Annotated in this window: 24 protein-coding genes and 1 pseudogene; 9 read left to right on the top strand and 16 right to left on the bottom strand. The window is 35.4% G+C overall.

What is annotated here, in order from left to right; all coding sequences use genetic code 11:
* Positions 1-2 precede the first annotated feature (2 nt).
* Complete coding sequence (locus EGI24_RS11790; protein WP_255048612.1) at positions 3-596, top strand: HupE/UreJ family protein; 594 nt, start codon at positions 3-5, stop codon at positions 594-596.
* Positions 597-613: 17 nt separating this feature from the next.
* Entirely contained in the window at positions 614-2968 is a 2355-nt protein-coding gene (locus tag EGI24_RS11785) for a M1 family metallopeptidase (RefSeq protein ID WP_255048611.1), read from the top strand.
* A 49-nt stretch (positions 2969-3017) separates the two neighbouring features.
* Here the strand turns inward: EGI24_RS11785 and ade are convergent, their stop codons facing one another.
* Positions 3018-4649, bottom strand: coding sequence for an adenine deaminase (ade, locus tag EGI24_RS11780; protein ID WP_255048610.1), 1632 nt, complete (start codon positions 4647-4649; stop codon positions 3018-3020).
* Between the two features lie 252 nt (positions 4650-4901).
* Here ade and EGI24_RS11775 point away from each other — a divergent pair, with 252 nt between their 5' ends.
* The 4 genes from EGI24_RS11775 to EGI24_RS11760 are packed head-to-tail and all read left to right on the top strand — an operon-like array spanning position 4902 to position 7393.
* Positions 4902-5258, top strand: coding sequence for a hypothetical protein (locus EGI24_RS11775; RefSeq protein ID WP_255048609.1), 357 nt, complete (start codon positions 4902-4904; stop codon positions 5256-5258).
* Entirely contained in the window at positions 5249-5938 is a 690-nt protein-coding gene (locus tag EGI24_RS11770; protein ID WP_255048608.1) for a hypothetical protein, read from the top strand. The genes EGI24_RS11775 and EGI24_RS11770 overlap by 10 nt, the downstream gene beginning before the upstream one ends.
* The gene (locus tag EGI24_RS11765) at positions 5935-6750 is read left to right on the top strand and encodes a sensor histidine kinase (protein WP_255048607.1); all 816 of its coding nucleotides are present in this window, start codon (positions 5935-5937) and stop codon (positions 6748-6750) included. Before EGI24_RS11770 ends, EGI24_RS11765 begins: the two co-directional genes overlap by 4 nt.
* On the top strand, positions 6737-7393 hold the full coding sequence (locus tag EGI24_RS11760) for a response regulator transcription factor (protein WP_255048606.1): 657 nt from the start codon (positions 6737-6739) through the stop codon (positions 7391-7393). Before EGI24_RS11765 ends, EGI24_RS11760 begins: the two co-directional genes overlap by 14 nt.
* Here EGI24_RS11760 and EGI24_RS11755 read toward each other — a convergent pair.
* From EGI24_RS11755 to EGI24_RS11705, 11 genes and pseudogenes are all read right to left on the bottom strand, one after another.
* Positions 7390-7773 (bottom strand): RidA family protein, encoded by a 384-nt coding sequence (locus EGI24_RS11755; protein WP_255048605.1) that lies wholly within the window; start codon positions 7771-7773, stop codon positions 7390-7392. The two genes, EGI24_RS11760 and EGI24_RS11755, sit on opposite strands and share 4 nt — an antisense overlap.
* A gap of 139 nt (positions 7774-7912) precedes the next feature.
* Positions 7913-8833 (bottom strand): helix-hairpin-helix domain-containing protein, encoded by a 921-nt coding sequence (locus EGI24_RS11750; protein WP_255048604.1) that lies wholly within the window; start codon positions 8831-8833, stop codon positions 7913-7915.
* A 62-nt stretch (positions 8834-8895) separates the two neighbouring features.
* Positions 8896-12234: a ThuA domain-containing protein gene (locus EGI24_RS11745; RefSeq protein WP_255048603.1), complete on the bottom strand. Its 3339-nt coding sequence runs from the start codon at positions 12232-12234 to the stop codon at positions 8896-8898.
* A 112-nt stretch (positions 12235-12346) separates the two neighbouring features.
* Positions 12347-12661 (bottom strand): DNA-directed RNA polymerase subunit omega, encoded by a 315-nt coding sequence (locus tag EGI24_RS11740; protein WP_255048602.1) that lies wholly within the window; start codon positions 12659-12661, stop codon positions 12347-12349.
* 72 nt (positions 12662-12733) lie between these two features.
* Positions 12734-13621: an outer membrane protein assembly factor BamD gene (locus EGI24_RS11735; protein WP_255048601.1), complete on the bottom strand. Its 888-nt coding sequence runs from the start codon at positions 13619-13621 to the stop codon at positions 12734-12736.
* Positions 13622-13696: 75 nt separating this feature from the next.
* On the bottom strand, positions 13697-14206 hold the full coding sequence (locus EGI24_RS11730) for a T9SS type A sorting domain-containing protein (protein WP_255048600.1): 510 nt from the start codon (positions 14204-14206) through the stop codon (positions 13697-13699).
* A 222-nt stretch (positions 14207-14428) separates the two neighbouring features.
* Positions 14429-14863 (bottom strand): ribose 5-phosphate isomerase B, encoded by a 435-nt coding sequence (rpiB, locus tag EGI24_RS11725; RefSeq protein ID WP_255048599.1) that lies wholly within the window; start codon positions 14861-14863, stop codon positions 14429-14431.
* Positions 14864-14980: 117 nt separating this feature from the next.
* Entirely contained in the window at positions 14981-15406 is a 426-nt protein-coding gene (locus EGI24_RS11720; RefSeq protein WP_255048598.1) for a hypothetical protein, read from the bottom strand.
* A 182-nt stretch (positions 15407-15588) separates the two neighbouring features.
* Positions 15589-16710: pseudogene (locus EGI24_RS11715) on the bottom strand (DNA polymerase III subunit gamma/tau); the annotation flags it as partial.
* A 508-nt stretch (positions 16711-17218) separates the two neighbouring features.
* Positions 17219-17998: a TIGR00266 family protein gene (locus tag EGI24_RS11710; protein ID WP_255048597.1), complete on the bottom strand. Its 780-nt coding sequence runs from the start codon at positions 17996-17998 to the stop codon at positions 17219-17221.
* Complete coding sequence (locus tag EGI24_RS11705) at positions 17985-18173, bottom strand: hypothetical protein (protein ID WP_255048596.1); 189 nt, start codon at positions 18171-18173, stop codon at positions 17985-17987. Before EGI24_RS11705 ends, EGI24_RS11710 begins: the two co-directional genes overlap by 14 nt.
* Before the next feature lie 237 nt (positions 18174-18410).
* Between EGI24_RS11705 and EGI24_RS11700 the strand changes: the two genes are divergently transcribed.
* Positions 18411-19889 (top strand): Gfo/Idh/MocA family protein, encoded by a 1479-nt coding sequence (locus EGI24_RS11700; RefSeq protein ID WP_255048595.1) that lies wholly within the window; start codon positions 18411-18413, stop codon positions 19887-19889.
* Between the two features lie 114 nt (positions 19890-20003).
* Here the strand turns inward: EGI24_RS11700 and EGI24_RS11695 are convergent, their stop codons facing one another.
* Positions 20004-20411 carry a DUF1801 domain-containing protein gene (locus EGI24_RS11695; RefSeq protein ID WP_255048594.1) on the bottom strand — a complete coding sequence of 136 codons (408 nt, stop codon included), beginning with the start codon at positions 20409-20411 and terminating at the stop codon, positions 20004-20006.
* A gap of 1 nt (position 20412) precedes the next feature.
* Positions 20413-20940 carry a DNA-3-methyladenine glycosylase I gene (locus tag EGI24_RS11690; protein ID WP_255048593.1) on the bottom strand — a complete coding sequence of 176 codons (528 nt, stop codon included), beginning with the start codon at positions 20938-20940 and terminating at the stop codon, positions 20413-20415.
* An 81-nt stretch (positions 20941-21021) separates the two neighbouring features.
* Between EGI24_RS11690 and EGI24_RS11685 the strand changes: the two genes are divergently transcribed.
* Positions 21022-22182: an iron-containing alcohol dehydrogenase gene (locus EGI24_RS11685; RefSeq protein WP_255048592.1), complete on the top strand. Its 1161-nt coding sequence runs from the start codon at positions 21022-21024 to the stop codon at positions 22180-22182.
* An 84-nt stretch (positions 22183-22266) separates the two neighbouring features.
* Here the strand turns inward: EGI24_RS11685 and EGI24_RS11680 are convergent, their stop codons facing one another.
* Positions 22267-22731: a hypothetical protein gene (locus tag EGI24_RS11680; RefSeq protein WP_255048591.1), complete on the bottom strand. Its 465-nt coding sequence runs from the start codon at positions 22729-22731 to the stop codon at positions 22267-22269.
* 144 nt (positions 22732-22875) lie between these two features.
* A complete protein-coding gene (locus EGI24_RS11675) occupies positions 22876-24051 on the bottom strand; it encodes an exo-alpha-sialidase (protein ID WP_255048590.1) in 1176 nt (391 codons plus the stop codon).
* A 180-nt stretch (positions 24052-24231) separates the two neighbouring features.
* Between EGI24_RS11675 and EGI24_RS11670 the strand changes: the two genes are divergently transcribed.
* Positions 24232-24891: a hypothetical protein gene (locus tag EGI24_RS11670; protein WP_255048589.1), complete on the top strand. Its 660-nt coding sequence runs from the start codon at positions 24232-24234 to the stop codon at positions 24889-24891.
* Positions 24892-24937 lie beyond the last annotated feature (46 nt).

Genomic DNA, 24937 nt, shown 5'->3' with positions numbered 1-24937 from the left:
TCATGAATGATTTTTATACTTATTTTAAGCTTGGATACGAACATATAACCGACCTTGGTGGGTATGATCACATGCTTTTTATTGTTGCACTTTGTGCGGTTTATAACCTTAACCAATGGCGGAATATTCTTTGGGTTATCACTTTTTTCACTATCGGACATTCCATTACATTGGCCTTGTCAGTTATGAAAATGGTGAATGTAGATTCTGATTTAATTGAATTTTTAATACCTTGCACTATATTTTTTACTAGTTTTAGTAACTTTTTCAATAAATCTGACAAAACTATTTCATACATAAATCAACATCAATATTTGAGGTATTTTTTCACAGTCTTTTTCGGATTGATACATGGTTTAGGGTTTTCTAATTACCTAAAAAGTCTTTTAGGACAGTCCTCCAACATTGTAAATGAATTATTTGCGTTTAATATTGGACTTGAAATAGGCCAGCTCATTATCGTGGTATTCTTTATGCTTTTTACTTATATGTTAATCAATATTTTAAACATCAAAAAAAGAGAATTGAATTTGATTATTTCGGCTCTGGTAGCTGGACTAACTTTACACTTGATTACAGACAAATGGATATTTTAATTTTTAAACCTTCATATATGAAAAAAACGCTTCTATTCCTTTTGATAGGAATTTGGGCTCATGCTCAGCAAACAACAAATTACAACGCCAACACGGTTTTTGAACAAATGGGAACTAGTTTGCCCACACCAAACACCTACAGGACAGCCAGCGGAGCTCCTGGTAAGGAATATTGGCAGCAAAAGGCCGATTATGACATCAAAGTAGAATTGGACGATGAGAACCAGCGTATTACAGCTTCTGAAAAAATCACTTACTATAATGTTTCTCCTGATGCCTTAACGTATTTATGGTTACAACTTGACCAAAACAATTTCAACGAAAAATCTGATGCCAGAACTACACGTCAGACTTCAATAAGCCATGAAAGAGGTTCAAGTGGTGCTGCATTGAAGGGCTTAAGTGATAAAACAGATAAAGAATATGGGTATTTGATTCAAAAAGTTTCCGACAAACTCGGAAACAAGCTTAAATATACCATCAACGGAACCATGATGCGGGTAGATTTGCCAACTCCTTTGCTCAAAGGTCAAAATTTCGTCTTTAATGTGGATTGGAGTTTTAATATTGTTGACGCCAACGCTCAGAGAGCGAGGAGTGGATATGAATATTTTGAAAAAGACGGCAATTACCTATATGAAATGGCTCAATGGTTTCCTCGTATGTGTGTTTACGACGATGTAACTGGCTGGCAAAACAAGCAATTCTTAGGTCAAGGCGAATTTGCGTTGGTTTTTGGAGATTATAAAGTGGCTATTACTGTTCCTAACGACATGGTGGTTGGTGCAACAGGTGAATTGCAAAATCAGAAAGAGGTGCTTTCTGCAACGCAGATTTCAAGATTGACTCAGGCTGAAAATACCACAGCACCAGTTTTAATTGTTAATCAAAGCGAAGCTGAAGCTGCCGAAAAAAGCAAACCAACTGGTAAAAAGACTTGGATTTATGCGGCCAAAAATGTAAGAGATTTTGCTTTCGCAGCTTCTCGTAAGTTTATTTGGGATGCCATGAAGGTGGACGTTGAAGGCAAGAAAGTTTGGGCAATGTCGCTTTATCCTAAAGAAGGTAATCCGCTTTGGGGACAATATTCAACCAGATTGGTTGCTCATACGCTTACCCAATATTCGAAAAGAACCATTGCTTATCCATATCCTGTGGCTTATTCTGTTCATGGACCTGTGGGCGGAATGGAATACCCAATGATGAGTTTCAATGGAGCACGCCCTCAAGCTGATGGCACTTACTCAGAAGGCACTAAGAATTTCTTGATTTTGGTGATCATTCATGAAGTAGGCCATAATTTCTTTCCTATGATTGTCAATTCTGACGAAAGACAATGGTCATGGATGGACGAAGGTCTAAATAGTTTCTTGGAAGGAATTGTTTGTAGAGAATGGGATAGAGATTTTCCAGCTGACGGAATCGAGCCACAGCATATTGTGTCTTATATGAAGTTAGATCCAGCGAAGCAAAATTCTATCATGTCGAGCAGTGATAATATTCTACCAGGCACTTTCGGCCCCAATGCCTATTCTAAGCCAGCCACTGGTTTGAATATTTTGAGAGAAACTGTAATGGGGAGAGAGCTTTTTGATTATGCATTTAAAGAATACGCTCGCCGTTGGGCTTTCAAACACCCAACACCTGCTGATTTCTTCCGTACCATGGAAGACGCCTCAGCCGTAGATTTGGATTGGTTTTGGAAAGGCTGGTTTTATAGTGTTGATGCTTTAGATCAAGGAATTGCGGAGGTAGAATGGATGCAAGTAGATACGCAAAATCCCGAAGATACCAAGGCGTTGGCCAAGCAAACAGCCGAAGCTAAGAAAAAGACTTTGAGTACTATGAGAAACGAAAAAGATATTCCGCAGTCTGTGGTTGAAGCCGACCCAAGCATGAAAGACTTCTACAATAACTATGATCCGCTCAAAGTAACTGAAAGTGATAAAGCCAAATATCAAAAATATTTGGAGTCTTTGAGTCCTGAAGAAAGAAAATGGATAGAGGATAAAAAACAGTTTTATGTTTTAAAAATCAAAAACAAAGGCGGTTTGGTGATGCCACTAATTGTTCAAGCCCAGTATGAAGATGGCACTATTGAAGACTTTAGATTTCCTGCTGAAATATGGAGATTAAACAACAAAGAAATCAAGAAGACCATAACCACGAACAAAAAAGTGGCGAAGTTTAAACTTGATCCATATTTTGAATTACCAGACATTGACGACTCTGACAATGTTTATCCAAAAGAGCCTGAGAAACCAACTAAGTTTCAGTTGATGAAACAACAAAGCCAAAGGCCTACAACGAATCCAATGCAAGAGGCTCGCCAAAATGAAGCGGGTGCAATTGGTGGAAGTGGGAAGAATTAAATTTGAAAGAAATGCAAAATAGACTCAGCCAAAACTGAGTCTATTTTTTTTATTCGAAAATCTCGGTAAACTGAAAAGTAGTGCCATCAAAAAGCCCTTTATCAGATAATTTTAACGATGGAATTACCAACAAAGCCATAAACGAAAGGCTCATAAATGGAGATCTGAGCGGACAATTTAGTTGGGTTTTGGTAAATTCATCTATCTGAGTATAGTCATTGGCCACTTCATATCCATCTTTGTCGCTCATCAATCCTGCAATTGGTAATGGCAAAACGCCCATTTTTTTATCCGAAACCACCGATATCCCGCCTTTTTCCCTGACAATCAGATTTATGGCTTCTGCAATGTCCACATCGCTGGAGCCAACCGCAATGATATTGTGAGAATCGTGAGCAACAGAAGAGGCGATAGCACCATTTTTTATTCCAAATCCGGTGATGAATGCCAATGTTGGCTTCGAATCTCTGTATCGATTATATACAACCAACTTTAATATGTCATTTTGAACTAGATATTCAGAATCCTTATGGGTTAATTCAAACAATAACGAGTCGGTAATTAACTGGCCATCATTCACTTTAATAGTTTTAATAAACTTCGAATCTTTCGGAATTTCAAGATTTAAGTCCTCGGCTTTGATAGTTTTTGCACTGAAATTATTAACTTTTTCTGCCTTGATATCTGGTATCAAAGTTTTGCCTTTACTCGCCACCAATTCACCATCGATATAAGTTGAAATCACTTTAAATTCTTGAAGATTATTTACTTCAATGAAATCTGCTGTTTCACCTTCACGTAATAAACCAACGTTTAGGTCGTAATGCCTAACGGGATTGAGCGAAGCCATTCGAAGAACTTTAAATACATCTACTCCGCTATCCACTGCCCTTTTTACCAAAATGTTAATATGGCCTTCGGCGAGGTCATCGGGGTGTTTGTCGTCAGAGCAAAACATCATTTGGGCCGAGTAATCATTGGCAAGGGGAATCAAATCATTGAAATTTTTTGCAGCACTTCCTTCTCGAATTAAAACATTAACCCCTAAATCTAATTTTTCTTTAGCTTCATCATAACTAAAGCACTCATGGTCAGTGCTTATTCCAAAAGAGAAATATTTTTTTGCCTGCTCTCCCCTTAAACCAGGAGCGTGTCCATCAATCGGTTTTTGATATTTTTTCGCAATTGCTAACTTCGCTAGAACTTCATTATTCTCATAAATCACTCCTGGGAAATTCATCATTTCAGCCAAATATCCAATTTTGGGATGAGCCATTAAATATTCAATATCTTTTTCCGAAACTACAGCACCCGCAGTTTCAAATTCAGTAGCTGGAACACAAGACGGTGCCCCAAAACAAAACTTAAAAGGGATTTTTTCACCATTTTCAATCATGAACTCAATGCCCTTTGTGCCTAAAACATTGGCTATTTCATGTGGATCCGAAACCGTTCCAACAGTCCCATGCACTACGGCCATTTTGCCAAATTGGCTCGGACTGAGCATCGAACTTTCTATGTGAACATGGGCATCTACAAAGCCAGGAAGGAAATATGGTACATCAGGCATCTCTTCTTTGACTCTTACGATATTGAAAATGCGGCCTTCAAAAACCGTAATTTCTCCAAAAAATATAGAATTGTCAAAAATGTTAACGATATTTCCCTCGAATTTTTTCATCTGTTGGTATTTTTATACAAATAACAGAAATTGTATTTTAGGCTCAAAATTTAAGAAATGATTTTAAATGGTGGTAGTCATAATTATTGAGTATTTTTACTTTTTTCATCAAGTATTTATACGTGTTTTATTTAAAAGGTATTATGTAAAGTAATGATATTCAGGTAGTTATTTTTTAGGTAGGCTACTCGTCGTTTGGTAAAGTATTTTTTTAGAATTAGATTTACCTATTACAAAACAACAATATAAAATATGCAAACAAGTAAAGGCAAACCCAAAGTTAGTTCTACATCAGGAGAGTTTATTAGCCTAGATGAAGCTGTGGCAAAACAAAAAAAACATCTAGATCTCAGAAAAAGAGTTTTTAAGGATGAAGATCCAGTGCGTTCACAATTTTTTGGGAAAGACCATCTTTTGGAGATTTTAAAAAATGAAGATTGTGTAGGTATAAAAATTATTTTTGGCATGGAGGATGAAAATATGCCCAATTTGGTCTTAATAGGAGCCGATGAAAATCTAAAAAACATAGCCAAAGATTCTACTGGATTGAAAGACCCAAATAGACCTTATTTATCAAATGGACCAGGTTGTCCTAATATATGCAACTGAAACAAATTTTAGACGAGATAATTAGAATTGGGACAACTTATCCTGAGTATGCGATAGGAAGTTTGATTCCTATTTTGCCATTATCTATTGGTATCATTACTAGGAAGTATGCTACTAAATCGTCTAGATTGATATTGTATTTTGTCATTTTCTTCATTGTAACTGACATACCAACTTGGATTACTACCGCATTGGATATCAATAATTTGCTATATAATGACACTAAAATTTATTCGATAAATATTTTCTTGCTTTCTGTCTACTTTTTGGGAATAAAAAGGAGCTCAGACAGGATAGTCCTTTTCTCTTTTTTATCAATAATGTGTGGAGGATTAGTCTTTCAACTTTTTGGAATAATCGAAAAAGGGAAATACAATTGGATAAATGTTTTATTATTAGGTTCAATTGCTGTGTGGTATTTTGTAAGATTAATAGATTATCCTAAAATTAGAGATTTACTCATTTATCCTTTCTTCTGGTTCAATACAGGCATTTTGTTTTATTGTTTTAGCACATTATTGATTTATTTTTTCTTTCAGTTTTCCATAACTCCTGATATAAAAAGTCATACGTATTTTCTATTTAGAAGTATTCTAGAATATTTAACTTCGGTAATGTTTATACTTTTTGCAGTTGGTTTTTGGAATTTGAAAAAGAACGCTCAAATAAAATTAAAATGAAGTTCTCCATAGAAACATATTTGATATTGGGTACTTCAATGCTCATTTTTTTTATACTTTCTTTCATAGTATTTGTAGTTTATTATCAGCGGAAACAGTTCAAATTAGAGATAAAACAGAACGAAGAAAAACAGGCCATTGAGTTGGAGTTTCAGAAAAAACTATTAGAAAATTCGATGGAAGTTCAAGAAATTGAACGTAGACGATTGGCCAAAGATTTGCACGATGAGGTTGGAGCCTTGCTCTCTGTATTAAAAATGGGCAATAATCAATTGGTGAAAAAGGAAGTGGAGGATGAATCTATTAAGAAGTTGGTTAACAATAACAAAGAGCTCATTGACGAATCCATTGGTTTGGTGAGGAGCATTTCTAAAGATTTGGTGCCACAAACACTCGAAAACTTCGGACTCATTCATGCCATTGAAGAGTTTTTTAACAAAATCGAGAAAAACTCTAGCATTGAATTTAAATTTTTACACAAAAACATCTCTGAAAAAAGTAGATTCGCTCCAAAGGTCGAATTGTCAGTTTTTAGAATAATTCAAGAACTTTCAAACAACGCCCTTAAGCATTCCGAAGCTTCAAAGATAGATTTGATTCTTAATTTTGAAAACAACACTATGTTCTTGATATTTGCTGATAATGGTGTTGGGTTTTCAATGGAAGAGGTTCTTAGAAATCCTAACAGCGGCTTAGGAATCAGAAATATTGAAAGTAGATTGTCCATCATTAATGGGGCTATAAAGATTCTTAATCCCGAGAAAGGAACTAGATTTGAAATTGAAATAAGCGATTGTCATGAAAAAAATTAAAATAGCTCTGGTAGATGACCATAAACTATTTAGAAAGGGGTTGATGTCAATACTTCAGCAAATAGATGATTTTGAAGTATTGTTTGATGCAGTTAATGGAAGAGAATTTTTAGATCACCCAAACTTAAATGACGTTGAGGTGGTCCTTTTGGATATACAAATGCCAGAGTTAGATGGAATAGCCACCACTAAACTTTTGAGAGAAAAGAATGAACAAATAAAAATAATTATTCTTTCAATGCATGATGAGGATCAATTCATTCTTCATTTGATGGAAATAGGGGCAAATGGCTATTTGCTTAAAGACACAGACACCGATGAGGTTATCCTTGCCATCAGAAAAGTATATGATTCTGGTGTTTATTTTTCAGACTTTGTGAGTAGAGCAATGTTGAGGAAAATGAATAAAAAGAATACCCAAACTCCGAATAAAATCTTCAATTACAAAACAGATCTTTCTACCCGTGAGTTGGAGGTTTTAAAACATATTTGCGAAGGACTTACCACAACTGAAATTGGAGATACCATGTGTATCAGCCCAAGAACAGTTGAAGGGCATAGATTAAGAATTATGGAAAAACTTGGCGTGAACAATACGGCCAAACTCGTGGCTTTTGCGATTAAAAATGACCTGGTTGATTAGAGAATTGCAGTAGCTTCGATTTCTACGAGATACTTGTCATCAATGAGTTTGGAGACTTCTACCATACTTGTTACTGGCTTAATGTTGGCAAACATCTCACCATGAGCTTTCCCGATTTTTTCCCAGTTGCTTATATTGGTACAAAAAATCCTTGTTCTGACTACATTCTCTAATTTCGCACCTAATTGGCCTAGGGTGTTTTCTAATTTCATGAGGATGAATTTAGTTTGTAGATACTCATCACCTTCTCCAACAATTTCCCCACTGTGATCTGTTGAAACCGTTCCACTAACTTCTATCGTATCACCAATTTTCACTGCACGGCTGTATCCTACGATGTCTTCCCATTTTGAGCCAGAAGATAAATTCACTCTTTTCATGATTGGTTCTAATTTTTACAAAAATATATTTTTTTTAAACAAAAACTAAAATCTTAGTAAAAATTAACAATTGAGTAATTTGGCATTTATGCTTCAAGATCGCGTTGATGAAATAGATAAAAATGGCTAATTAGCTTATCTAGAATTCCAGATAAGGTTCAATTTTTGAAATTGTTTCATTGTCTAGAATTTTGATTTTTTTCAAATCCTCAGCATTTTTAAAGTTTCCATGTTGTTTTCTATATGCTAGAATTACTTTCACTTGGTTGAACTTGAGGTAAGGATGTCTAAAGTTTTCCGATTCGTTTATTTTAATCTTTTTAATTGGTGAACCCAATACCGCAACCTTCTTTAATTCTGGCAAAATATTTGGGTCAATTCCGTAAGTTTCTCCAACTTGATCTATCGAATAAAAACCGCCTAAGATATCACGGTATTTAATGATTCTATTGGCAAACACTTTTCCGATTCCTCTTATTTGCATTAACTGAGAGGTGTCTGCGGTATTAATGTCAAATTTGCTGATACTAAATTCTTTCTTTGTAAAAATTGGCGTCTTGGGCTCTGTAAAAACTCGTTGCTCTTCAAAATCTACAACTTTTTTATCCATTTTTGAGGGGAGCAAAACTAGATTTTCTATTTCAGCATACAAATCTGGTTTCATAGAATAGATTTTCAATAAATCTTCTTTATACTTAAATTTCCCACCTTTGCTTCGATATTTTACCATCGTTTTTGAGAGGTATTTTGGAAAACCCAGTCTTGTCAATTGATCTTCGGAAGCAATATTAGGGTCAAAGTTGAATTTTTCAAAGGTCTTCGCAGATTTTTTATTGGTACTAAAATCTGTCCATTTGCTTTTTCTTTCTTCGGGTTCAGGAAGTTCTGTTTGGCCATAATCTTCAATAAGAATTTCACGCTGTTTGTTTACAGTTGAAGTAGAATAAGAATAATACAATAGGAGATTAACTAGGATAATTGCAAAGAAAATCAGAGCACTTTTGGCTTCATTGTGCGTGAGTTCAAAATGCTCCCTTAAAGTGTTTATAAGTCGCTTCATGTGAATTTATAAAAAAAACCTTCACTAAAATAGTGAAGGTTTTTAATAATTCAAAGCAAGTTTTATTTTTTGAATTCAATTTTTGAAATTCCGAATAAAGGTTTGCCTTCAGCATTTTCATTTTTAAACACAAAGAAAATGTCTTCTGTTTTTGCAAAAGCTTTGGGTAATGTGACCTCTTTAGGCAGCATGTTGCCTGCAGATATGATTGTGCTGCCAATCAGAAGGCCCGTAGCACTGCCCAACCTAATTTCAATGCTTCCTCCAACTGATTGACCAGCTTGGGAAAATGCCGAAATAGAAATTTTACTTATTCCAGTAAGGTCTATTTTTTCATATTCTCCAAAAGAATTGTGATTGGCAATGAGCAAATCGCCTATTGGGGCTACAGAAAATTTTTGTGTATTTTCAGTTTTGTCGTATGCTTGAGCACTCAAAATAGGCGTTTTAATTGCTACTGATTTTGAATTGGTGATAGAGCCAATAACTTTTCCGCCTTTATCTGTGTATGAAGCCTGAATGATATAAGCACCTTCTTTTTTAGTTTTGTGATCATTGGCCTTGAAACTTCCAGAAATTGGCTTTGAAGTTGCCTTTGGGTCTTTAATAGATAAGATATAGTCAACTATTTCTTTGGCCTCTGTTTGGCCCAATTGCGGGTGAGCAGCCATAGCTTGCTCGCCCCAAACACCCCCACCACCTGAGATGATCTTGTTGGCCAAAATTGTTATGTTGGTAGCATTTTTTGGATATTTATCGGCGATGTCATAGTAAGAAGGTCCGATAGATTTTTTATCCTTCGAATGGCAAGCAGCACAATCGCTTTTTTCGATGTGTCTTTTTCCAGTCATGAAAGACTCGTTTGATTTATGTCCTTGCTCCAAGACTGTTTTATCATATCCCTCCAAGTAATTTATGCTTACCATTACGTCTTCAGGGTTTATTCCTCTGATAAGGCTACCATCCTCTTTATCATATACCTTTACTTCGTAATCAATAGTTTCGTCAAGAACGAAAGACTTGTTTGACTTAATTTTGATATCCACAACAGGCACCGCATTGCCCACTTTTATTTTTACTATTTCATTATTTTCATTTCCTTCCGAATCCTTCACTAAAAGATTTACATCGTAAATCCCTGGTTTTGTAAACACAACAGATGGATTGGCCAGTTTTGAGTTGGGAATCGATTTGCCAAAAGTCCAATCAAAATAAATCTTATCGTTGTCGTAATCCAAAGTGCCTTCGGTGCTAAATTTAACAGTTAATGGTGCGGCACCTTCTGTAACGCTGGCCTTAACTTTAACTACTGGTTTTCTATTTCCTGCATTGTACTCTATCATCGATAGTTGTGCTTCTTCATTTTGGGCAAACCAATTCATTCCATACTCTAGGGTATATAACACGCCATTTTGACCAAAGGCCATGTCCATTGGATGATAGAATTTTGTATTCGGCATAAATCTTTCCATACCAGCGTAGTTTCCATCTTTGTCTAGGGTTACTGCTACTATCCAATCTCTCATCCATTCATAAGCGAAGAATTTATTATCGAAATAGTTAGGAAACTTTCCATCAGAATTCTGGTATTCTTCGGAGTGATAAACAGGACCACCCATTGGATTTGCACCACCTTTTTCCATCAAAGGAAATTCTTTAGAATCACCATAACCATACCATATCATAGGTTTTTGAGTAGGAGGTAGGTTTTTTAAGCCAGTATTATGTGGGGAAAGATTTACAGGTTTTAATGGGTCAAAAAGTTCACCAGATTTTTTAGTTTCAAAATCATAGGCCCTGTAAGGTGTATTATTTCCTGCAAAAATCGGCCATCCAAAAAATCCTGGTTTACGAGCTTGATTAAATTCGACATATCCTTCTGGTCCTCTTTCTGGATTGCTTTTACCTGCATCGGGACCTATTTCTCCCCAATATAAAAACCCAGTTTTCTTATCAACTGAAATACGATAAGGGTTTCTGTTACCCATTACATAAATCTCAGGTCTTGTTTTTTCCATTCCATTGGGGAATAAATTTCCTTCGGGTATGGTATAAGTTCCATCATTTTCTGGATGAATTCTTAAAATTTTTCCTCTCAGGTCATTTGTATTTCCCGAAGTGCTCAAAGCGTCCCATCCTTGGCGACCTTCTCTGAAATCAATCGGTGCATATCCATCTGAGGCAAATGGATTCGTGTCATCGCCCGTTGAAAGGAAAAGATTCCCCTTTGCGTCCCAATCAATAGATCCTCCAGTATGACAGCATTCGTCCCTTTTGGCGTGTACACGCAAAACTATTTTTTCAGTACTTATCAAAACGGTATCCGTATTTTGATCATAAGTAAATCTAGACAAGAAATTATCTTTGTGCTGATCTGTTTCTGGGGAATAGTAAAAATACAACCAGTTGTTATTCACGAAATTTGGATCAAGACTAACCCCCATTAATCCATATTCAAACTTTTTGTATACATTAAGTTGTCCAACTAGCTTAGTTTCTTTGGTTTTCGGATTCCAAAGTTTAATAGCCCCTTTTCTTTCGACAAAAATTACTTTACCGTTTGGCATTACAGCCAATTCTGTTGGTTCGTCCAGGTTTTTGACCAATGTTGTTTTTATGAATCTGTTTTCTTCTGGTGCTCTTTGAGTTTTTACCTTAGTATAATCAAGTTTGCTGGCCCAAGCCCATTTTAGTCCTTCACTTAAGTGTTTGGTCATCAAAGGTTCGCTAAAAGTGGCTGGAGTATGTCCAAAATTGCTGTAGAAAGACTTTCCGCCGTCATATTCATGGTACCAAGACATTGGATGGAAATCTCCCATTTTTCCCTCTTTGTAGGACTTTTCATCAACTTTTACTAAAAACTTGAGTTTATCTGTCTTAAGAGATTTAAAGTCGTAAAATTCATCTTCACGCTCGAATGTTTCGGGTAAATGAGCTGTAGATGGGTGATTTCTGTCAATAACCATCATTTTGCCATTTTGGACATTGGAAACATTTCTTCCAGGATGACTCGCAAAGTAACCACCCATTAGGTCATTGTACCATGGCCAGTTATATTCTGTATCAGAGGCCGCATGTATCCCTAAGTAGCCACCACCAGACTGTATATATCTTTCAAAATCAGCTTGTTGAGCCGGATTTAAAACATCTCCAGTTGTATTAAGGAATACCACCGCATTGAATTTCTTAAGGTTTTCTTCATTGAATTCATCAGAGTTTTCTGAGAGCACCACTTTGAATCCGTTGGTTTTTCCTAAGTTTTCAAAAAACTCTCTGCCTTCTTTTATAGAGACATGTCTGAATCCAGCTGTTTTTGAAAATACTAAAACGGAATTGTCTTGAGCAAAAAGTTGAAAACTAGTAAATGCGGTTAATAGAAATAGGTTGAATTTTTTAGACATGTTTAGTAATTGATTTTATGACAAATATATTTACAAACGAAGGAAACTAAAGGTATTTCACAAAAAAAAACCACCGAGATAGCTCGGTGGTTTAAAGATTTCTTTTTTAAAATCAGTTAGATTCTTCGACGTCTCTGTATTTAACTACCAACTGGTCGTTAAGGAATTCTTCCAAGGCCACACTTGTTGGTTTTGGTTGTCTTTCATAGAATTTTGAAATTTCTATTTGCTCTCTGTTTTCAAATATTTCTTCTAAGTTGTCAACACTTGAAGCAAACTCGCTCAATTTCTGAGTTAGTTCCTCTTTGGTTTTTATAGCAATTTGTTGAGCTCTTTTCGAAACCACAAATACTGATTCATAAACGTTACCCGTTTTTGCTGCTAATACGTCAGTGTCACGAGTTACGATTGATGCGTTTATTGCCATGGTATATATTTTTAAAATTTAATTTTCGAGGTGCAAAAGTAACTTAAATTATTGAACAATAAGCAAAAATGCTTAAGATTTCTCTTTTTCAGCTAGTTTTTTTGCTTCTTCAATTTCTTTTTCTGTTTTAGCTACTTTTTCAAGTCCTTTCAATGACTTCTCATAGATTTTGTCCAATTCCTTCAAATATTTACTATTTGGATATCTATCAATGAATTTTTCATGCAAATTTATAGCTTCGTTATATCGTTCTCTTTGCTTTATAAAATAACTTACGTCAGATAACTCCTGCTGTGCTAAAATCTGTAAATAACTCAACTCCTCGTTGAATTTTGAATCAGGAAAGTCTTTTCTAAAATTTTCAACACTCACTACAGTGGCTTTGTAATTACTCCTTCCTAAGAAAGAGGGCTCTCTGGTTTTGAAATAAAGCTTTGCTTTTTCATAAGCTTTTAGTTCAAGTCTAAACCTTAAGTCATTTAAATCTTGTGAGCATTTCTTGGCGTATTTGCTATCTGGATAGGTATTTATGAAAGTTTGCAAAGCATCTATCGCTGTGAGCGTGTTGGTTTGGTCAAGGTTATGCGGTGGAGCATCTTTGAACATTGAGTAGGCATACATATAATAGGCCTCTTCAGCAAACTCGCTATTGTTATATGTAGAATAAAATGTTTTAAACAAATAACTACTCATTTGGAAATTACTTTGGTAGTAATTGCAATAAGCATTGTAAAATTGAGCTCTTTCAGAAGTGCTGTCGCCTTTCAATAAGGGTGTTATCTCTTCTAACAAAACACCAGCTTTATAATAATCGGCTTTTTGGTAGTAGTCTATAGCAGCTTTGTATTTTTCGTCAACAGTCCCTTTTTTCTGAAGTTGATTGAATTTTTTTGAACAAGAAAGTTGGAAAAGGCTAAAGGCTAGAACGATAACTAAAAATCTCACGTGTAATAATTTCATTTTACAAAACTACGAATTCTATCAGCAATAAAACGTTTTAGAAATAGAAAAATTGGATTAAAGCAGAAAATTAAATTAATTGTGTCTCACCAAAAGCTTTTTGGTGGCGATTTTTTTACCGTCAATTATGAGCTGATACATGTAAATTCCAGATTCCCAGTTGGAAGTATTGATTTTAAGTTTTTCTGAATATTTGCCTAACTGATACTCCGCAACTTGTTTTCCCAATAAATTAAAGAAAGAAATGTTTGCAGCGTTAAAATTCCCATTTACTGTATAGTCCAAATACGCATAATCATTGGCTGGATTTGGGTAAATATTGGAAACTTTAATTTTTTCTGCGGCACTTTCTTGAACTGGATTTGCAACTGATTTACTGTCAGTATTTTTGGAGTTATTGCTGATGAGCAAATCTCTGTAAAACTGCGTATAATTGTTTTTGGAATTAAACGATATACCCTTTGACAATGTGCTGTTTTTTGCTAACAATGAGTTGGAGATTATCGTCTTTTTTGGAGATTGACCAATATTTAGCCTCGATTCATCTTTCTGACCAAAAGCGAAGCTGGTGACCATTATGGTCATAAGCAAAGCAGTTGATATTTTAGAAAGTATGTTCAACGAGGTAAAATTTAATCTATAAAAATTTATTTTTACAAAAGTATAATAAAAAAATCTATTGTTTTGTGTATTAGACGTTATTTTTTGTTAAAAGGTTGCCCTGTATCATAAAAAAAACTAAAATATTGTCTAAATCTCTAAAATTTTAACAAATAATATTGCAAATTGTTTAAAAAGAGCGGATTGTCAACAAGAAATTTTTCCAACTCTTGTTGCATGCCTTCCACCTTCAAACTCAGTGCTTATAAATGTTTTTGCAAAATCTAACGCTTCTTCAGGCGAAATAAATCTTGCTGGCAAACACATTACATTGGCATCATTATGCATTCTGATGAGTTTCACTACTTCTTTATTCCATGCCAATCCAGCTCTAATACCTTGATGTTTGTTAGCTGTCATACATACGCCATTGCCACTGCCACAGATTAAAATTCCCAAATCATATTTTCCATCTTCTATGGCTTGTGCCAAAGGATGTGCAGTTTCAGGATAATCTATGGAAGCCGATGTGTAAGGACCAAAGTCTGCCGTTTCAAAATTTTCAGACTGTAACCATTTTAATATCAGTTGTTTGTATTCAAATCCTGCGTGATCTCCACCAATTGCAATTCTTAATGACATTTTGTAAGCTTTTTTTTGTGCAAATATAATATTTAGGAGAGTTTGGTCTATTGAAAACTAGACTTATTTGTTGTTTTAGAACTTAAAACTTCGGAATCAAAAATGGATAATCGAAATTTAGAAAAGCAAGTCAAGGCCTAATGCTTCTTTTAGTTTCCAAATAGCAGGATTTTTTTCAGCCATCGATTCGAACTTTTCTTGCTCTGTTCTAGGTTTTGCCTTGGTTTCTTCTGCAGTTATTGTGGCGTCTATTTGAATATCAGAATTGTGGAGTTTTTTCCTAAGAAAGTCAGTTAAGTCTTGTTTGATTTCATGAAAAATGTCAAACAAGATTTTATTGGGTAGTTTGAAGTTTAAATTGTTTTTAATTAGATCAAAATCCCTTGTAACCACCATTTTTTCGGTCTGTGTATTTCTTCCATCAGCAAAATCCGCTAAAACTCCGATGGCCATCGCTTTTGTAAATTCTTTGGTTTGATGAACAGAGGAACCGTTTCCTATGGTGATTTCAGTTGAAGTATTTTGACTAACTTCTTCTTCCATTGCCAAAACGGACTTGAAAGACTTCAGTCCTGTTTTCTTTATTGGATTGACTTGATTTGAGACATTTCTTTGGTTCTCAGAAGGATACGGTGAATTATTGTCAACCGTTTTTTGGGTAATTTCTTCAGAAGAATTTGTGGTGATTTTTACACCTCCATCAACTTTTTTTTTTGACCATCACCATCTGGGAGGTCTGCCAAGTTTAATACTGCATTGATTTGCGATAGCTTTAATAAACCAATTTCAACGTGTAAACGCTGATTTTTGGCTGATTTAAAGTTGATATCAATGTTTGAACCTACACTCAATGCTGACATTAAGAATCCTGTAGAAATCCTTTTTCCTTGTTCAATATATTTTTGCTTGATAGTTTCAGATAATTCTAGGATTTCAAGTGTTGAGGGTTCTTTGCTAACCAAAATATTTCTAAAATGTTCATTCAGTCCAACGACAAATTGGTGAACATCAAAACCTTTGGAAATGATTTCATGCAAAATCAAAAGTACTTGCGTAATATTTCCTTCATGTAGCACATCTAGCATTCTTAGGTAATAATCATAGTCAAGAACGTGTAGGTTTTCTAATACGTCTTTATAGGATAACTTTCGATCTGATGAGAATGTGACATTGAGGTCAAACATGGAGAGTGCATCGCGAAGGCCTCCATCCGCTTTTTGGGCAATGAGTTCAAGAGCCTCAACTTCAAAACCAATGTCTTCTTTATCCGCAATTTTGGCCAGATGATCTGCCATGTCTTTTATCTGAATTCTATTGAAATCAAATATTTGACATCTACTCAAAATCGTGGGCAGTATTTTGTGTTTTTCTGTGGTAGCCAATATAAAAATGGCATAAGATGGTGGTTCTTCCAAGGTTTTCAAGAAAGCATTAAAAGCCGCTTGAGAAAGCATGTGAACCTCATCTATGATATAAACCTTGTATTTACCGTCTTGTGGAGGGAAACGCACCTGGTCTATCAAGTTTCTGATATCTTCTACTGAGTTGTTTGATGCAGCATCTAATTCATGTATGTTAAATGACGCATTTTGGTCGAAATTTCTACAAGACGAACATTTGTTACAAGGTTCGGTGTGTTCATTTACATCAAGACAGTTGATGGTTTTTGCTAAAATCCTTGCACAAGTGGTTTTGCCAACGCCTCTTGGACCAGTAAACAGAAATGCTTGGGCTAACTGGTTGGATTTTATGGCGTTTCGAAGTGTAGTAGTAATGTGCGACTGCCCAACGACCGAGTCAAAGGTGACTGGGCGATATTTACGAGCAGATACTACGAAATTTTCCATGAGGCAAAGATATAAAAGAAATTGGATTTGATTAAAAACTTTTTGGCTTGAAGTAATTTTACTAAAAAAAATACCAACCGATGAGGTTGGCATTTTTCTCTTCAATAACTGAAGATATATTTCATGGTTGAATAAATGATACACAAATGTATGTATACGAATTTATTACAAATGAGCTATTCTATTAAAAACAGATTTTGAAAGATGATTAATAGTTTTCTATCGACAAACATTTTTGATTAACCTCAAAATGGAATTTTTTCTTGAAAAAATATTGTAAAAATAGTAATTCAATATCCATTTCATTTCCAAGTTTATGGGTTGCTTTTTACATTTGAAAACTTATTTTTAAATCTTGGAATATATATTCATTTCTATCATTGATATGTTTTAATTGTGTTCTAACAGGTGTTTATCGATAAGTATTATCTTTCAATACCTTATAAAAAGGAACAACTAAAATTCCATTTTTTTTAAATGATTTGATGAAGTCCAATCATTAATTATTTCATCGTTCAAATAAACTACCTAGCCCACCAATTACAGAGCCACTTTCTTTGCTGGCATTTCCACCATATGGTGAAAGTCTTTGTATAAGTTTGGATATCGGAAGGGACTGAATCCAGACTTTACCTGTACCACTCAAAGTGGCCAAAAACATGCCTTCTCCACCGAAAATCATAGAGCGAAGTCCACCAGCACTCTGAATGTCAAAGTTCAGCTGCGGTTCATAAGCCACCAAACAGCCCGTATCAAGTCTAAGTAATTCATTATTGAGTGTTTTCTCTATAACCACACCACCAGAATGTATAAAAGCAAGGCCATCCCCTTGAATTCTTTCTAAAATGAAACCTTCCCCACCAAAGAGACCCGCCCCGAATCGTTTGTTGAAATGAATCGAAATGCTTGTACCCATTGCAGCACAAAGAAATGCATCTTTCTGAACAATGAGCGTATTTTGGTTAATTTCTGCAAGATTTACAGCTTTAATGGTTCCAGGATAAGGTGCTGCAAATGCTACTTTTCTTTTAGCTGTACCCCGGTTGGTAAAGTGGGTCATAAACAGCGACTCACCCATCAATAATCTCGAACCAGCTTGGAACATTTTTCCCAAAATACTCTGATTGGCCTGAGAGCCATCGCCCATTTTAGTTTCAAAGGTTATGCCATCTTCCATAAATAGCATGGAACCTGCTTCAGCTATTACAGTTTCGTTGGGGTCAAGTTCTATTTCTACTACTTGAATGTCTTCACCCAATATTTTGTAATCTATTTCATGGCTTTTCATCTTCTTTCAAATGTTTTAGTTTTTTGTCTTCTACTTTGTTGTTCAAAAAATCGTTGATTTTCTCAATATTATATGACATCTGGATTTCTCCAAATGAGTTGATGGTAACATCAAAACCTTCAAGGTCTTTGTGTACTTTAGGTAATTCTACTTTTTCTTTTGTTTTCTTTGCCATTTTAGCTTTTCTAATTTGAAACAAAAATACAAGATTTCTTTATTTAGAGCTTGGAATGCTATTTTTTCTTTTCCATTAAATATTTGTAAAGTTTATTAAAATTATTTAAAAATATAATTCATAAATAAACTTTTGTGCTTAATATTATAGTTTGAAAGGCTGGGACTATATTTTGCACAAATGCAAGGTTCATTGTTTCAGAAATTCTTTAACAAAATACTATTCAATCAAACAAATATGGAAAAAAAGATTCTAGAAAAAGGAAGGAGGGACTTTTTGAAAACTGGCCTTGTGGCTGCGAGTTCGTTCTTTATTGTTCCTCGCCATGTGTTAGGGAAAGGCTTCAAAGCCCCGAGTGATAAACTTAATCTGGCTGCAATTGGTGCTGGTGGAAAAGGTCGTTCGGATATTTTTAACGCCTATAATAATGGTGCAGAAAACGTAGTGGCTCTTTGCGATGTAGACCCAGGTCAGTGCAAAGCCGCTATTGATAAATTCCCGAAAGCCAAGCTTTACGCTGATTTCAGGGTGATGCTGGAGCAAATGAAGGGAGAAATTGATGGCGTGACGATTTCGGCACCTGATCACATCCACGGTGTAGCAGCTATGGCAGCTATGCAAATGGGCAAGCATGTATATGTGCAAAAACCACTTACCCATAATATTTACGAAACACGTATGCTGACAGAAGCGGCAAGAAAATACAAAGTCGTAACGCAAATGGGTAACCAAGGAGCTTCGAATCCAGGCCAGCAACAGATGATAGAATGGCATAAAAAAGGATTAATTGGTACGGTAGATACGGTGTATGTATGGACCAATAGACCTGTTTGGCCACAAGGAATTCCGGTACCAACCAGCAAGCCTGAACTACCAGATACCATGAGTAAAGCCAATTGGGATTTGTTTATAGGACCTGCAGATTATGTAGATTATCACCCGCTTTATCATCCTTTCAAATGGAGAGGCTGGTGGAATTTCGGAACTGGAGCATTGGGCGACATGGGTTGTCACCTAATTGACCCTCCGTTCAGAGTTTTGGAATTGGGCTATCCAACAGAGGTAGAATGTAGCGTTGGTCAAGTTTTCTTGAAAGATTGGCAAGCAGAGTATATTCCTGAAGGTTGTCCTCCTTCATCGCATGTTCAGTTGAAATTTCCGGCGTCCAAGAAAAATAAAAAGGATATCAAGATGATTTGGACAGACGGTGGTGTTAGGCCATTTCATCCAGATTTGATACCTGCCAATGATTCTATAGGTGAAAATGGAAGTGCAAACGGTGTGATGATAATAGGTTCTAAAGGCATAATGACCTGTGGAACTTATGGACTTGTACCGAAAGTGTATAAAAACAACGGAGATGTTTTGGAAATGCCGAAAGATTACAAAACTACTAATCCAAATGAGAAATTGCCTGAATATGGTCACCAAGTGTCGTGGTGTGATGCCATCAAGGATGGTTTTGGAGGCAAAAAACACCAAGCTTTGACTTCTTCTTTTGATTATTCTGGGCCATTGACTGAAACAGTTTTGATGGGTAACTTGGCCATAAGAAGCTATCAGTTAGGCAAAAAGAAAACAGGCGGTGCAGCTGGTTTAGATTTTGATGGTCGTAAGAAGTTACTTTGGGATGGTAACAATATGAAAATTACCAACTATGATGAGGCCAATCAATTTGTAGCTCGTAACTACCGTGAAGGTTGGAAGACGATCTGATTTTGGTGGATTGGTTAATGGTTTACTGTTTACTGGTTAAAGGAAACTGAGCGACGCCGAAGTTTAATTTTTTGAAATAAATAATTAGAGGGAGCAGAAATGCTTCCTCTTTTTTTATACCTCTCCAAATTGCTTTCTTGCAAATCCTCTTTTTGTAATTTCTTTTAAAACTTCAATATTGATGTCACTGAGTTTTTTGACATAAAGGCATGATTTTCCTGTTTTGAATTTTCCTAGATTTGAAATAATATCCAGGTTTTCTTCAGAATTTGCTCCTATGTATAGAGCCATTGCATCTTTTCTAGGCGAAAAACCAACTCTAAGCATATCGGCTTCTCTGCCACTTTCGTATTTATAATGATATTTACCGAACCCAATGATAGCTGGTCCCCACATTTTGGCAGGAGATTGGGTTATTTCCTCCATTATTTTTATCAGTTCCAAGCTGTCTTTTCTTTTGGATTCGTCTTCAACTGCGTTAATGAAGTCCAAAACTGAAACTTCATTTTCTGTTGTTTTCATATTAACTTTTGCCATTTTGAATCTTTTTTAAAATGTGACAATCTGAATCATGTGCTCCAGAAAGGTAACCAGTGCTCATAAGGAATTCGTTAACTATCTCTCCGCCAGTAAATTTAAAAGTTTTTTTGAATATTTTTACCCATTCTTCTTTAGTTTTTGGATGGTGATGATCTATCCATTTTTTAAACGAACCATGCTCTTTTTGAAGTTTCTGAATTTCTTTCGCATTGTGAATGGCAGCATTTATTTTTAATATATTACGAATTACCCCTGCATCGTTGAGTAAGCGTTCAATCTCTACCTGATTATAATTGGCCACCACATCAATATCAAATCTATGATACGCAGCTCTAAAAGTTTCTTGTTTTTTCAATATCAAATCCCAAGAAAGGCCTGCTTGATTGATTTCAAAAACAAACCTTTCGAAAAGTTCGTTATCTCCTTCAATCGGAAAGCCGTAGTGATTATCGTGGTAAATTCGGTGGTGGTTGTCTTCAGGAAGTGTTTTACAATAAGTACAATAGCTCATTTCTGATGGTTTTTTGCCAAAATTAAAAATTAATTCAACAAAAAACGTGTTAGTATTTTAAATGATAAAAAATTAAGCAAAATGATCTCAAACTTCACATTTAGGAATCCCGTAAAGATAATTTTCGGAAAAGATACCATAGCAACTTTGCCAAAGAATATTCCAGCAGGTGCCAAAATTTTGGTTACTTATGGCGGAGGTAGCATTTTTAAAAACGGTGTTTATGAACAGGTAAAAACCGCACTCTTGGGTTTTGAAATCATAGAATTTGGAGGAATTGAACCTAATCCCACTTTCGAGACTTTGATGAAAGCCGTAGAAGTAGGAAGAGCCGAGAAGATTGATTTTATATTGTCAGTTGGAGGAGGTTCTGTACTTGACGGAACCAAGTTTATCTCAGCCGCTATTCCTTTTGAAGGTGGCAATGAGTGGGAAAATATAGTTCTCGGCAAAACAAAATATAAAACCGCCACGCCATTTGGTGCTATTTTAACTTTGCCTGCTACAGGATCAGAAATGAATTCGGGTGGCGTAATTTCTAGAAAAGAAACGCATGAAAAGTACGGTATGGGAAGTCCACTTTTGTATCCACAGTTTTCTATTTTGGATCCTACGACTACGTATTCATTGCCTAAAGTTCAAATAGCCAATGGCTTGGCTGATGCGTTTACGCATGTGATGGAGCAATATTTGACCTATCCGGTCAATGCACTTATACAGGATAAATTCGCCGAAAGTGTGCTTAAAACTTTGATTGAAGTAGCTCCAAAAGTGATGCACGACCAGACCAATTATGAGGATATGTCGAATTTTATGTGGGCGGCTACGGTGGCTTTGAATGGCTGGATTTCGCTAGGAGTGCCTAGTGACTGGGCTACACATCAGATTGGTCATGAACTTACAGCGTTGCACGGAATCGACCATGCACGGACCTTGGCGGTAGTTTTGCCGCATTTGATGCGATACAAAATGGTAAATAAAATGGACAAAATGGTTCAATATGCTAAGGAGGTTTGGGGGCAGTCAGGAACGGATGACGAACTGGCCGAAGCTGCAATTCAAAAAACAATTGAATTTTATGAATTGTTGGGAATACCTACAAAAGCATCTGCTTATGGAATAGGAGAGGAGACGGTTCAAGAAATAAAGAAACGTTTTACGAACCGAAATGTTAACTATGGAGAAAATAGCGATATTGATGCCTTGGCAACAGAAGCAATTTTGAGAATGAGTATTGCTTAAGTTCTTGCTTAAATAAAAATAGAATTAAATTTACTTCTAAAGCGAAGAAATTTAATTCTATTTATTTCTCAGTAAATCAGGCTATTACTTTAATCTTTTTAAAGAATTTATAATCTTAAATGCCTCTTTTTCGGCATTGGCATCGTCATCGGCAAAAGTTATTGCTACGAAAAGTGTCGTTTTGGTTCTTTGGTCCATTAGCCCAGCGAACATTACTCGGTGATCATCTAAATAACCTTCTACATAAAAACCGTCTAATTGATTGATTTTGGTAGCATGGGCTTGGTCTATTTCAGTCATTTTTATGGCTTCAGCTCCTTCAATTGTAGCTTCCTCCAGGTCTGCCAATGTGATTTTTTCTGCAAAAATACTGATGGCAAGTGACATACCATCGCCTTCCATTTCAAATTCTTCATCTGTATTTTTAGCCACTTCAAAATCATCTGGGACCGTTATTTGTAGTCTGTATTTCTCCCAAACATAAACGTTGTCAAAAGTGAACGAAGAAAACGTAAGAGCAAAAAGGACAATTAATAATTTAGTTTTCATTTTATATATGGTTTAATTTACTTTAATTTCTCTAAAATTAATGGGAAGGATTTTAAAATCCAAATTCTTTGATTTGATTAATTTTTGGTAAGACGATCTATTAGGTTTTGCTGGTTCATCATTAACATCAACTATGTTAATACTTTATATTTTATCGGGATTCAAGACTATATATTTGATTGACTTCCTCATTTTTTCTTCATGAAATGAGTATGAAATATGTATATTTCCATCTGGAGATTGAATTAAACAAGGATATGAATAGCTCTTTTTTAGTGACTCATCATTTTCAAGAAAGTATTTATTATTCCAGTTTTTACCTTCATTATCAGATATATATAGACTTAGTCGATACCTGCCATCCGTTTGGTCATTGCCAACAAAAGCCCAGCGACCGTCTTTTAATACCAACAATTCTACGCTCGCAGTATTAGGAATATCGGTTTTTGTAGCTGCCGTCCAAGTTTCACCTTGATCTTGAGATTCACTTTTTTGTACGCTCGATGGCTCATCGCCGCTATCTCTTAGTAATGCTATAATATCCCCGTTTTTTTTCTGTACTATTGCAGGTTGTATCGGCCCTCGGCCAACCAAGGGGGAGCTAGGTCTCCAACTTTGTCCGTGATCTTCAGAAATAGCCATCAATGAGAAATTAAAGCCATCTGAATAAAGAGGCAAAATTATTTTTCCATTTTCTAAGATCAAAGGTTTTATTCTGGTCATCCATCCAAAGCTTCTTTTTACTGGGTCTTTACTGGATTGTATGATCATTTCGTCATATTTGGGAGCATATCCCGCCCAGCCAGCAGTTAATTCGGGTAAATCTTTTAGTTTTTTTTCTACTTCTATTGCAAATGAATCTTTTGGTTTTAAGAGGATATTGTCTTGCCATTCCCAAACCGGCTGGCCAGGGTTTTGGTAGTTTGACGAGATTTTATATCTCAGAATGGATTGTTCCCATTTATTAGCTTGCACTGCAATCCAAACCAAAAACAGCTGATTTTTGGCATTTAAGAATAAAACAGGATTGCAATCTGGGATGTTCGGTGTATCTGCCATCAAAAAGGGCTCCTCCCATTGGTTTTTACCTTTTTCTAATCTTGAACCCATTATTCTTACATCGTCTGCAGTTCTTTCTCCACTCCCCTCAAACCAAACTATAAGTATGTTATTGTCTGGTAAAACTACCATGCTACTGGCATGAACGTGTTTTTCTTGTAATGGAAAAACTAAGGAACTATGAATTATGGGAGATTTTTGAGCAAAAACTGGGTGTGAATTTATAATAAAAAAGAAGATACTTAAATATTTGAGGTTCATTTAATTAATTTTTTTGGTTGAAAAATTAATTCAAATTTACAGATTATATTCTTCTCTACGAAATATCGATTTTTTAGCAATGGACAGATTTATTAACCGAAATAAAAAGTCAATCGCACAAAGCAGCATCGAGTTCTTCTGATTCGTAATGATAATAAACAAAACGAAAATTTTAAACTTATGACTTATTTAAAAGGTGCTTTAATGTATTTGCTTGGTCTGATTTCTATCAATACAATTGCACAAAATGAAATGCAAACTTTGTTCGGAAAGTCTAAAAACAAAATTCAGTCGCTTGGATTTTACATTGCTCCCGAGTTGTCTTATGGTCAGTTTAGTGGCTCATTTGTACCAATCGCCGGAAATAGTGTAATGCTAACTGTAAATAAAAAATTTGCCATTGGTGCTACGGCATTTAGCACAATTAGAGATAATCGTACTACAACTACCAGAGGGCATTTTGGAGGTTTAAAAATGGAATACACGATAAAACCCGATGCCTTGGTGCATGTTTCGTTTCCGATTGTTGTAGGAGCTGGGAATATTTATTCAAGAGAGGATTTTAACGGTTTTGATCGTCGAGGTAAATATCAAGACAGGTTTGAGTTTAGAAGAAATGGAAGTTTTGTACTTCAGCCAGGTATAAATGTAGAGGCAAATATGCTTAAATACGCCAAAGTTTTCGTAGGAGCAAACTACAGATTAGCGGCTAATAAAAGTGGTTTTGATACAGATTTGAGTGGATTCTCAAGTTCTTTAGGGTTGAAATTTGGAGTGTTTGATTATAAAATTAATAAGAAACATAAAGAAACTTCAGAGCCTGTTGAAGAGGTAAAATAGTATTTATTAAAATAGCGAGGTCATAGCTTGAATATGCTATGACCTC

The organism is Lacihabitans sp. CS3-21 (assembly GCF_024343675.1).
Classification (GTDB): Bacteria; Bacteroidota; Bacteroidia; order Cytophagales; family Spirosomataceae; genus Leadbetterella.
This window is presented reverse-complemented; position numbering and strand designations above follow the sequence as displayed.

What these genes read in the sequence shown, in the direction of transcription:
- EGI24_RS11790 (WP_255048612.1), top strand. Translation starts at nt 3, where the DNA reads ATGAATGATTTTTATACTTATTTTAAGCTTGGATACGAACATATAACC.
- EGI24_RS11785 (WP_255048611.1), top strand. Translation starts at nt 614, where the DNA reads ATGAAAAAAACGCTTCTATTCCTTTTGATAGGAATTTGGGCTCATGCT.
- ade (WP_255048610.1), bottom strand. Translation starts at nt 4,649, where the DNA reads ATGAAAAAATTCGAGGGAAATATCGTTAACATTTTTGACAATTCTATA.
- EGI24_RS11775 (WP_255048609.1), top strand. Translation starts at nt 4,902, where the DNA reads ATGCAAACAAGTAAAGGCAAACCCAAAGTTAGTTCTACATCAGGAGAG.
- EGI24_RS11770 (WP_255048608.1), top strand. Translation starts at nt 5,249, where the DNA reads ATGCAACTGAAACAAATTTTAGACGAGATAATTAGAATTGGGACAACT.
- EGI24_RS11765 (WP_255048607.1), top strand. Translation starts at nt 5,935, where the DNA reads ATGAAGTTCTCCATAGAAACATATTTGATATTGGGTACTTCAATGCTC.
- EGI24_RS11760 (WP_255048606.1), top strand. Translation starts at nt 6,737, where the DNA reads ATGAAAAAAATTAAAATAGCTCTGGTAGATGACCATAAACTATTTAGA.
- EGI24_RS11755 (WP_255048605.1), bottom strand. Translation starts at nt 7,773, where the DNA reads ATGAAAAGAGTGAATTTATCTTCTGGCTCAAAATGGGAAGACATCGTA.
- EGI24_RS11750 (WP_255048604.1), bottom strand. Translation starts at nt 8,833, where the DNA reads ATGAAGCGACTTATAAACACTTTAAGGGAGCATTTTGAACTCACGCAC.
- EGI24_RS11745 (WP_255048603.1), bottom strand. Translation starts at nt 12,234, where the DNA reads ATGTCTAAAAAATTCAACCTATTTCTATTAACCGCATTTACTAGTTTT.
- EGI24_RS11740 (WP_255048602.1), bottom strand. Translation starts at nt 12,661, where the DNA reads ATGGCAATAAACGCATCAATCGTAACTCGTGACACTGACGTATTAGCA.
- EGI24_RS11735 (WP_255048601.1), bottom strand. Translation starts at nt 13,621, where the DNA reads ATGAAATTATTACACGTGAGATTTTTAGTTATCGTTCTAGCCTTTAGC.
- EGI24_RS11730 (WP_255048600.1), bottom strand. Translation starts at nt 14,206, where the DNA reads ATGACCATAATGGTCACCAGCTTCGCTTTTGGTCAGAAAGATGAATCG.
- rpiB (WP_255048599.1), bottom strand. Translation starts at nt 14,863, where the DNA reads ATGTCATTAAGAATTGCAATTGGTGGAGATCACGCAGGATTTGAATAC.
- EGI24_RS11720 (WP_255048598.1), bottom strand. Translation starts at nt 15,406, where the DNA reads ATGGAAGAAGAAGTTAGTCAAAATACTTCAACTGAAATCACCATAGGA.
- EGI24_RS11710 (WP_255048597.1), bottom strand. Translation starts at nt 17,998, where the DNA reads ATGAAAAGCCATGAAATAGATTACAAAATATTGGGTGAAGACATTCAA.
- EGI24_RS11705 (WP_255048596.1), bottom strand. Translation starts at nt 18,173, where the DNA reads ATGGCAAAGAAAACAAAAGAAAAAGTAGAATTACCTAAAGTACACAAA.
- EGI24_RS11700 (WP_255048595.1), top strand. Translation starts at nt 18,411, where the DNA reads ATGGAAAAAAAGATTCTAGAAAAAGGAAGGAGGGACTTTTTGAAAACT.
- EGI24_RS11695 (WP_255048594.1), bottom strand. Translation starts at nt 20,411, where the DNA reads ATGAAAACAACAGAAAATGAAGTTTCAGTTTTGGACTTCATTAACGCA.
- EGI24_RS11690 (WP_255048593.1), bottom strand. Translation starts at nt 20,940, where the DNA reads ATGAGCTATTGTACTTATTGTAAAACACTTCCTGAAGACAACCACCAC.
- EGI24_RS11685 (WP_255048592.1), top strand. Translation starts at nt 21,022, where the DNA reads ATGATCTCAAACTTCACATTTAGGAATCCCGTAAAGATAATTTTCGGA.
- EGI24_RS11680 (WP_255048591.1), bottom strand. Translation starts at nt 22,731, where the DNA reads ATGAAAACTAAATTATTAATTGTCCTTTTTGCTCTTACGTTTTCTTCG.
- EGI24_RS11675 (WP_255048590.1), bottom strand. Translation starts at nt 24,051, where the DNA reads ATGAACCTCAAATATTTAAGTATCTTCTTTTTTATTATAAATTCACAC.
- EGI24_RS11670 (WP_255048589.1), top strand. Translation starts at nt 24,232, where the DNA reads ATGACTTATTTAAAAGGTGCTTTAATGTATTTGCTTGGTCTGATTTCT.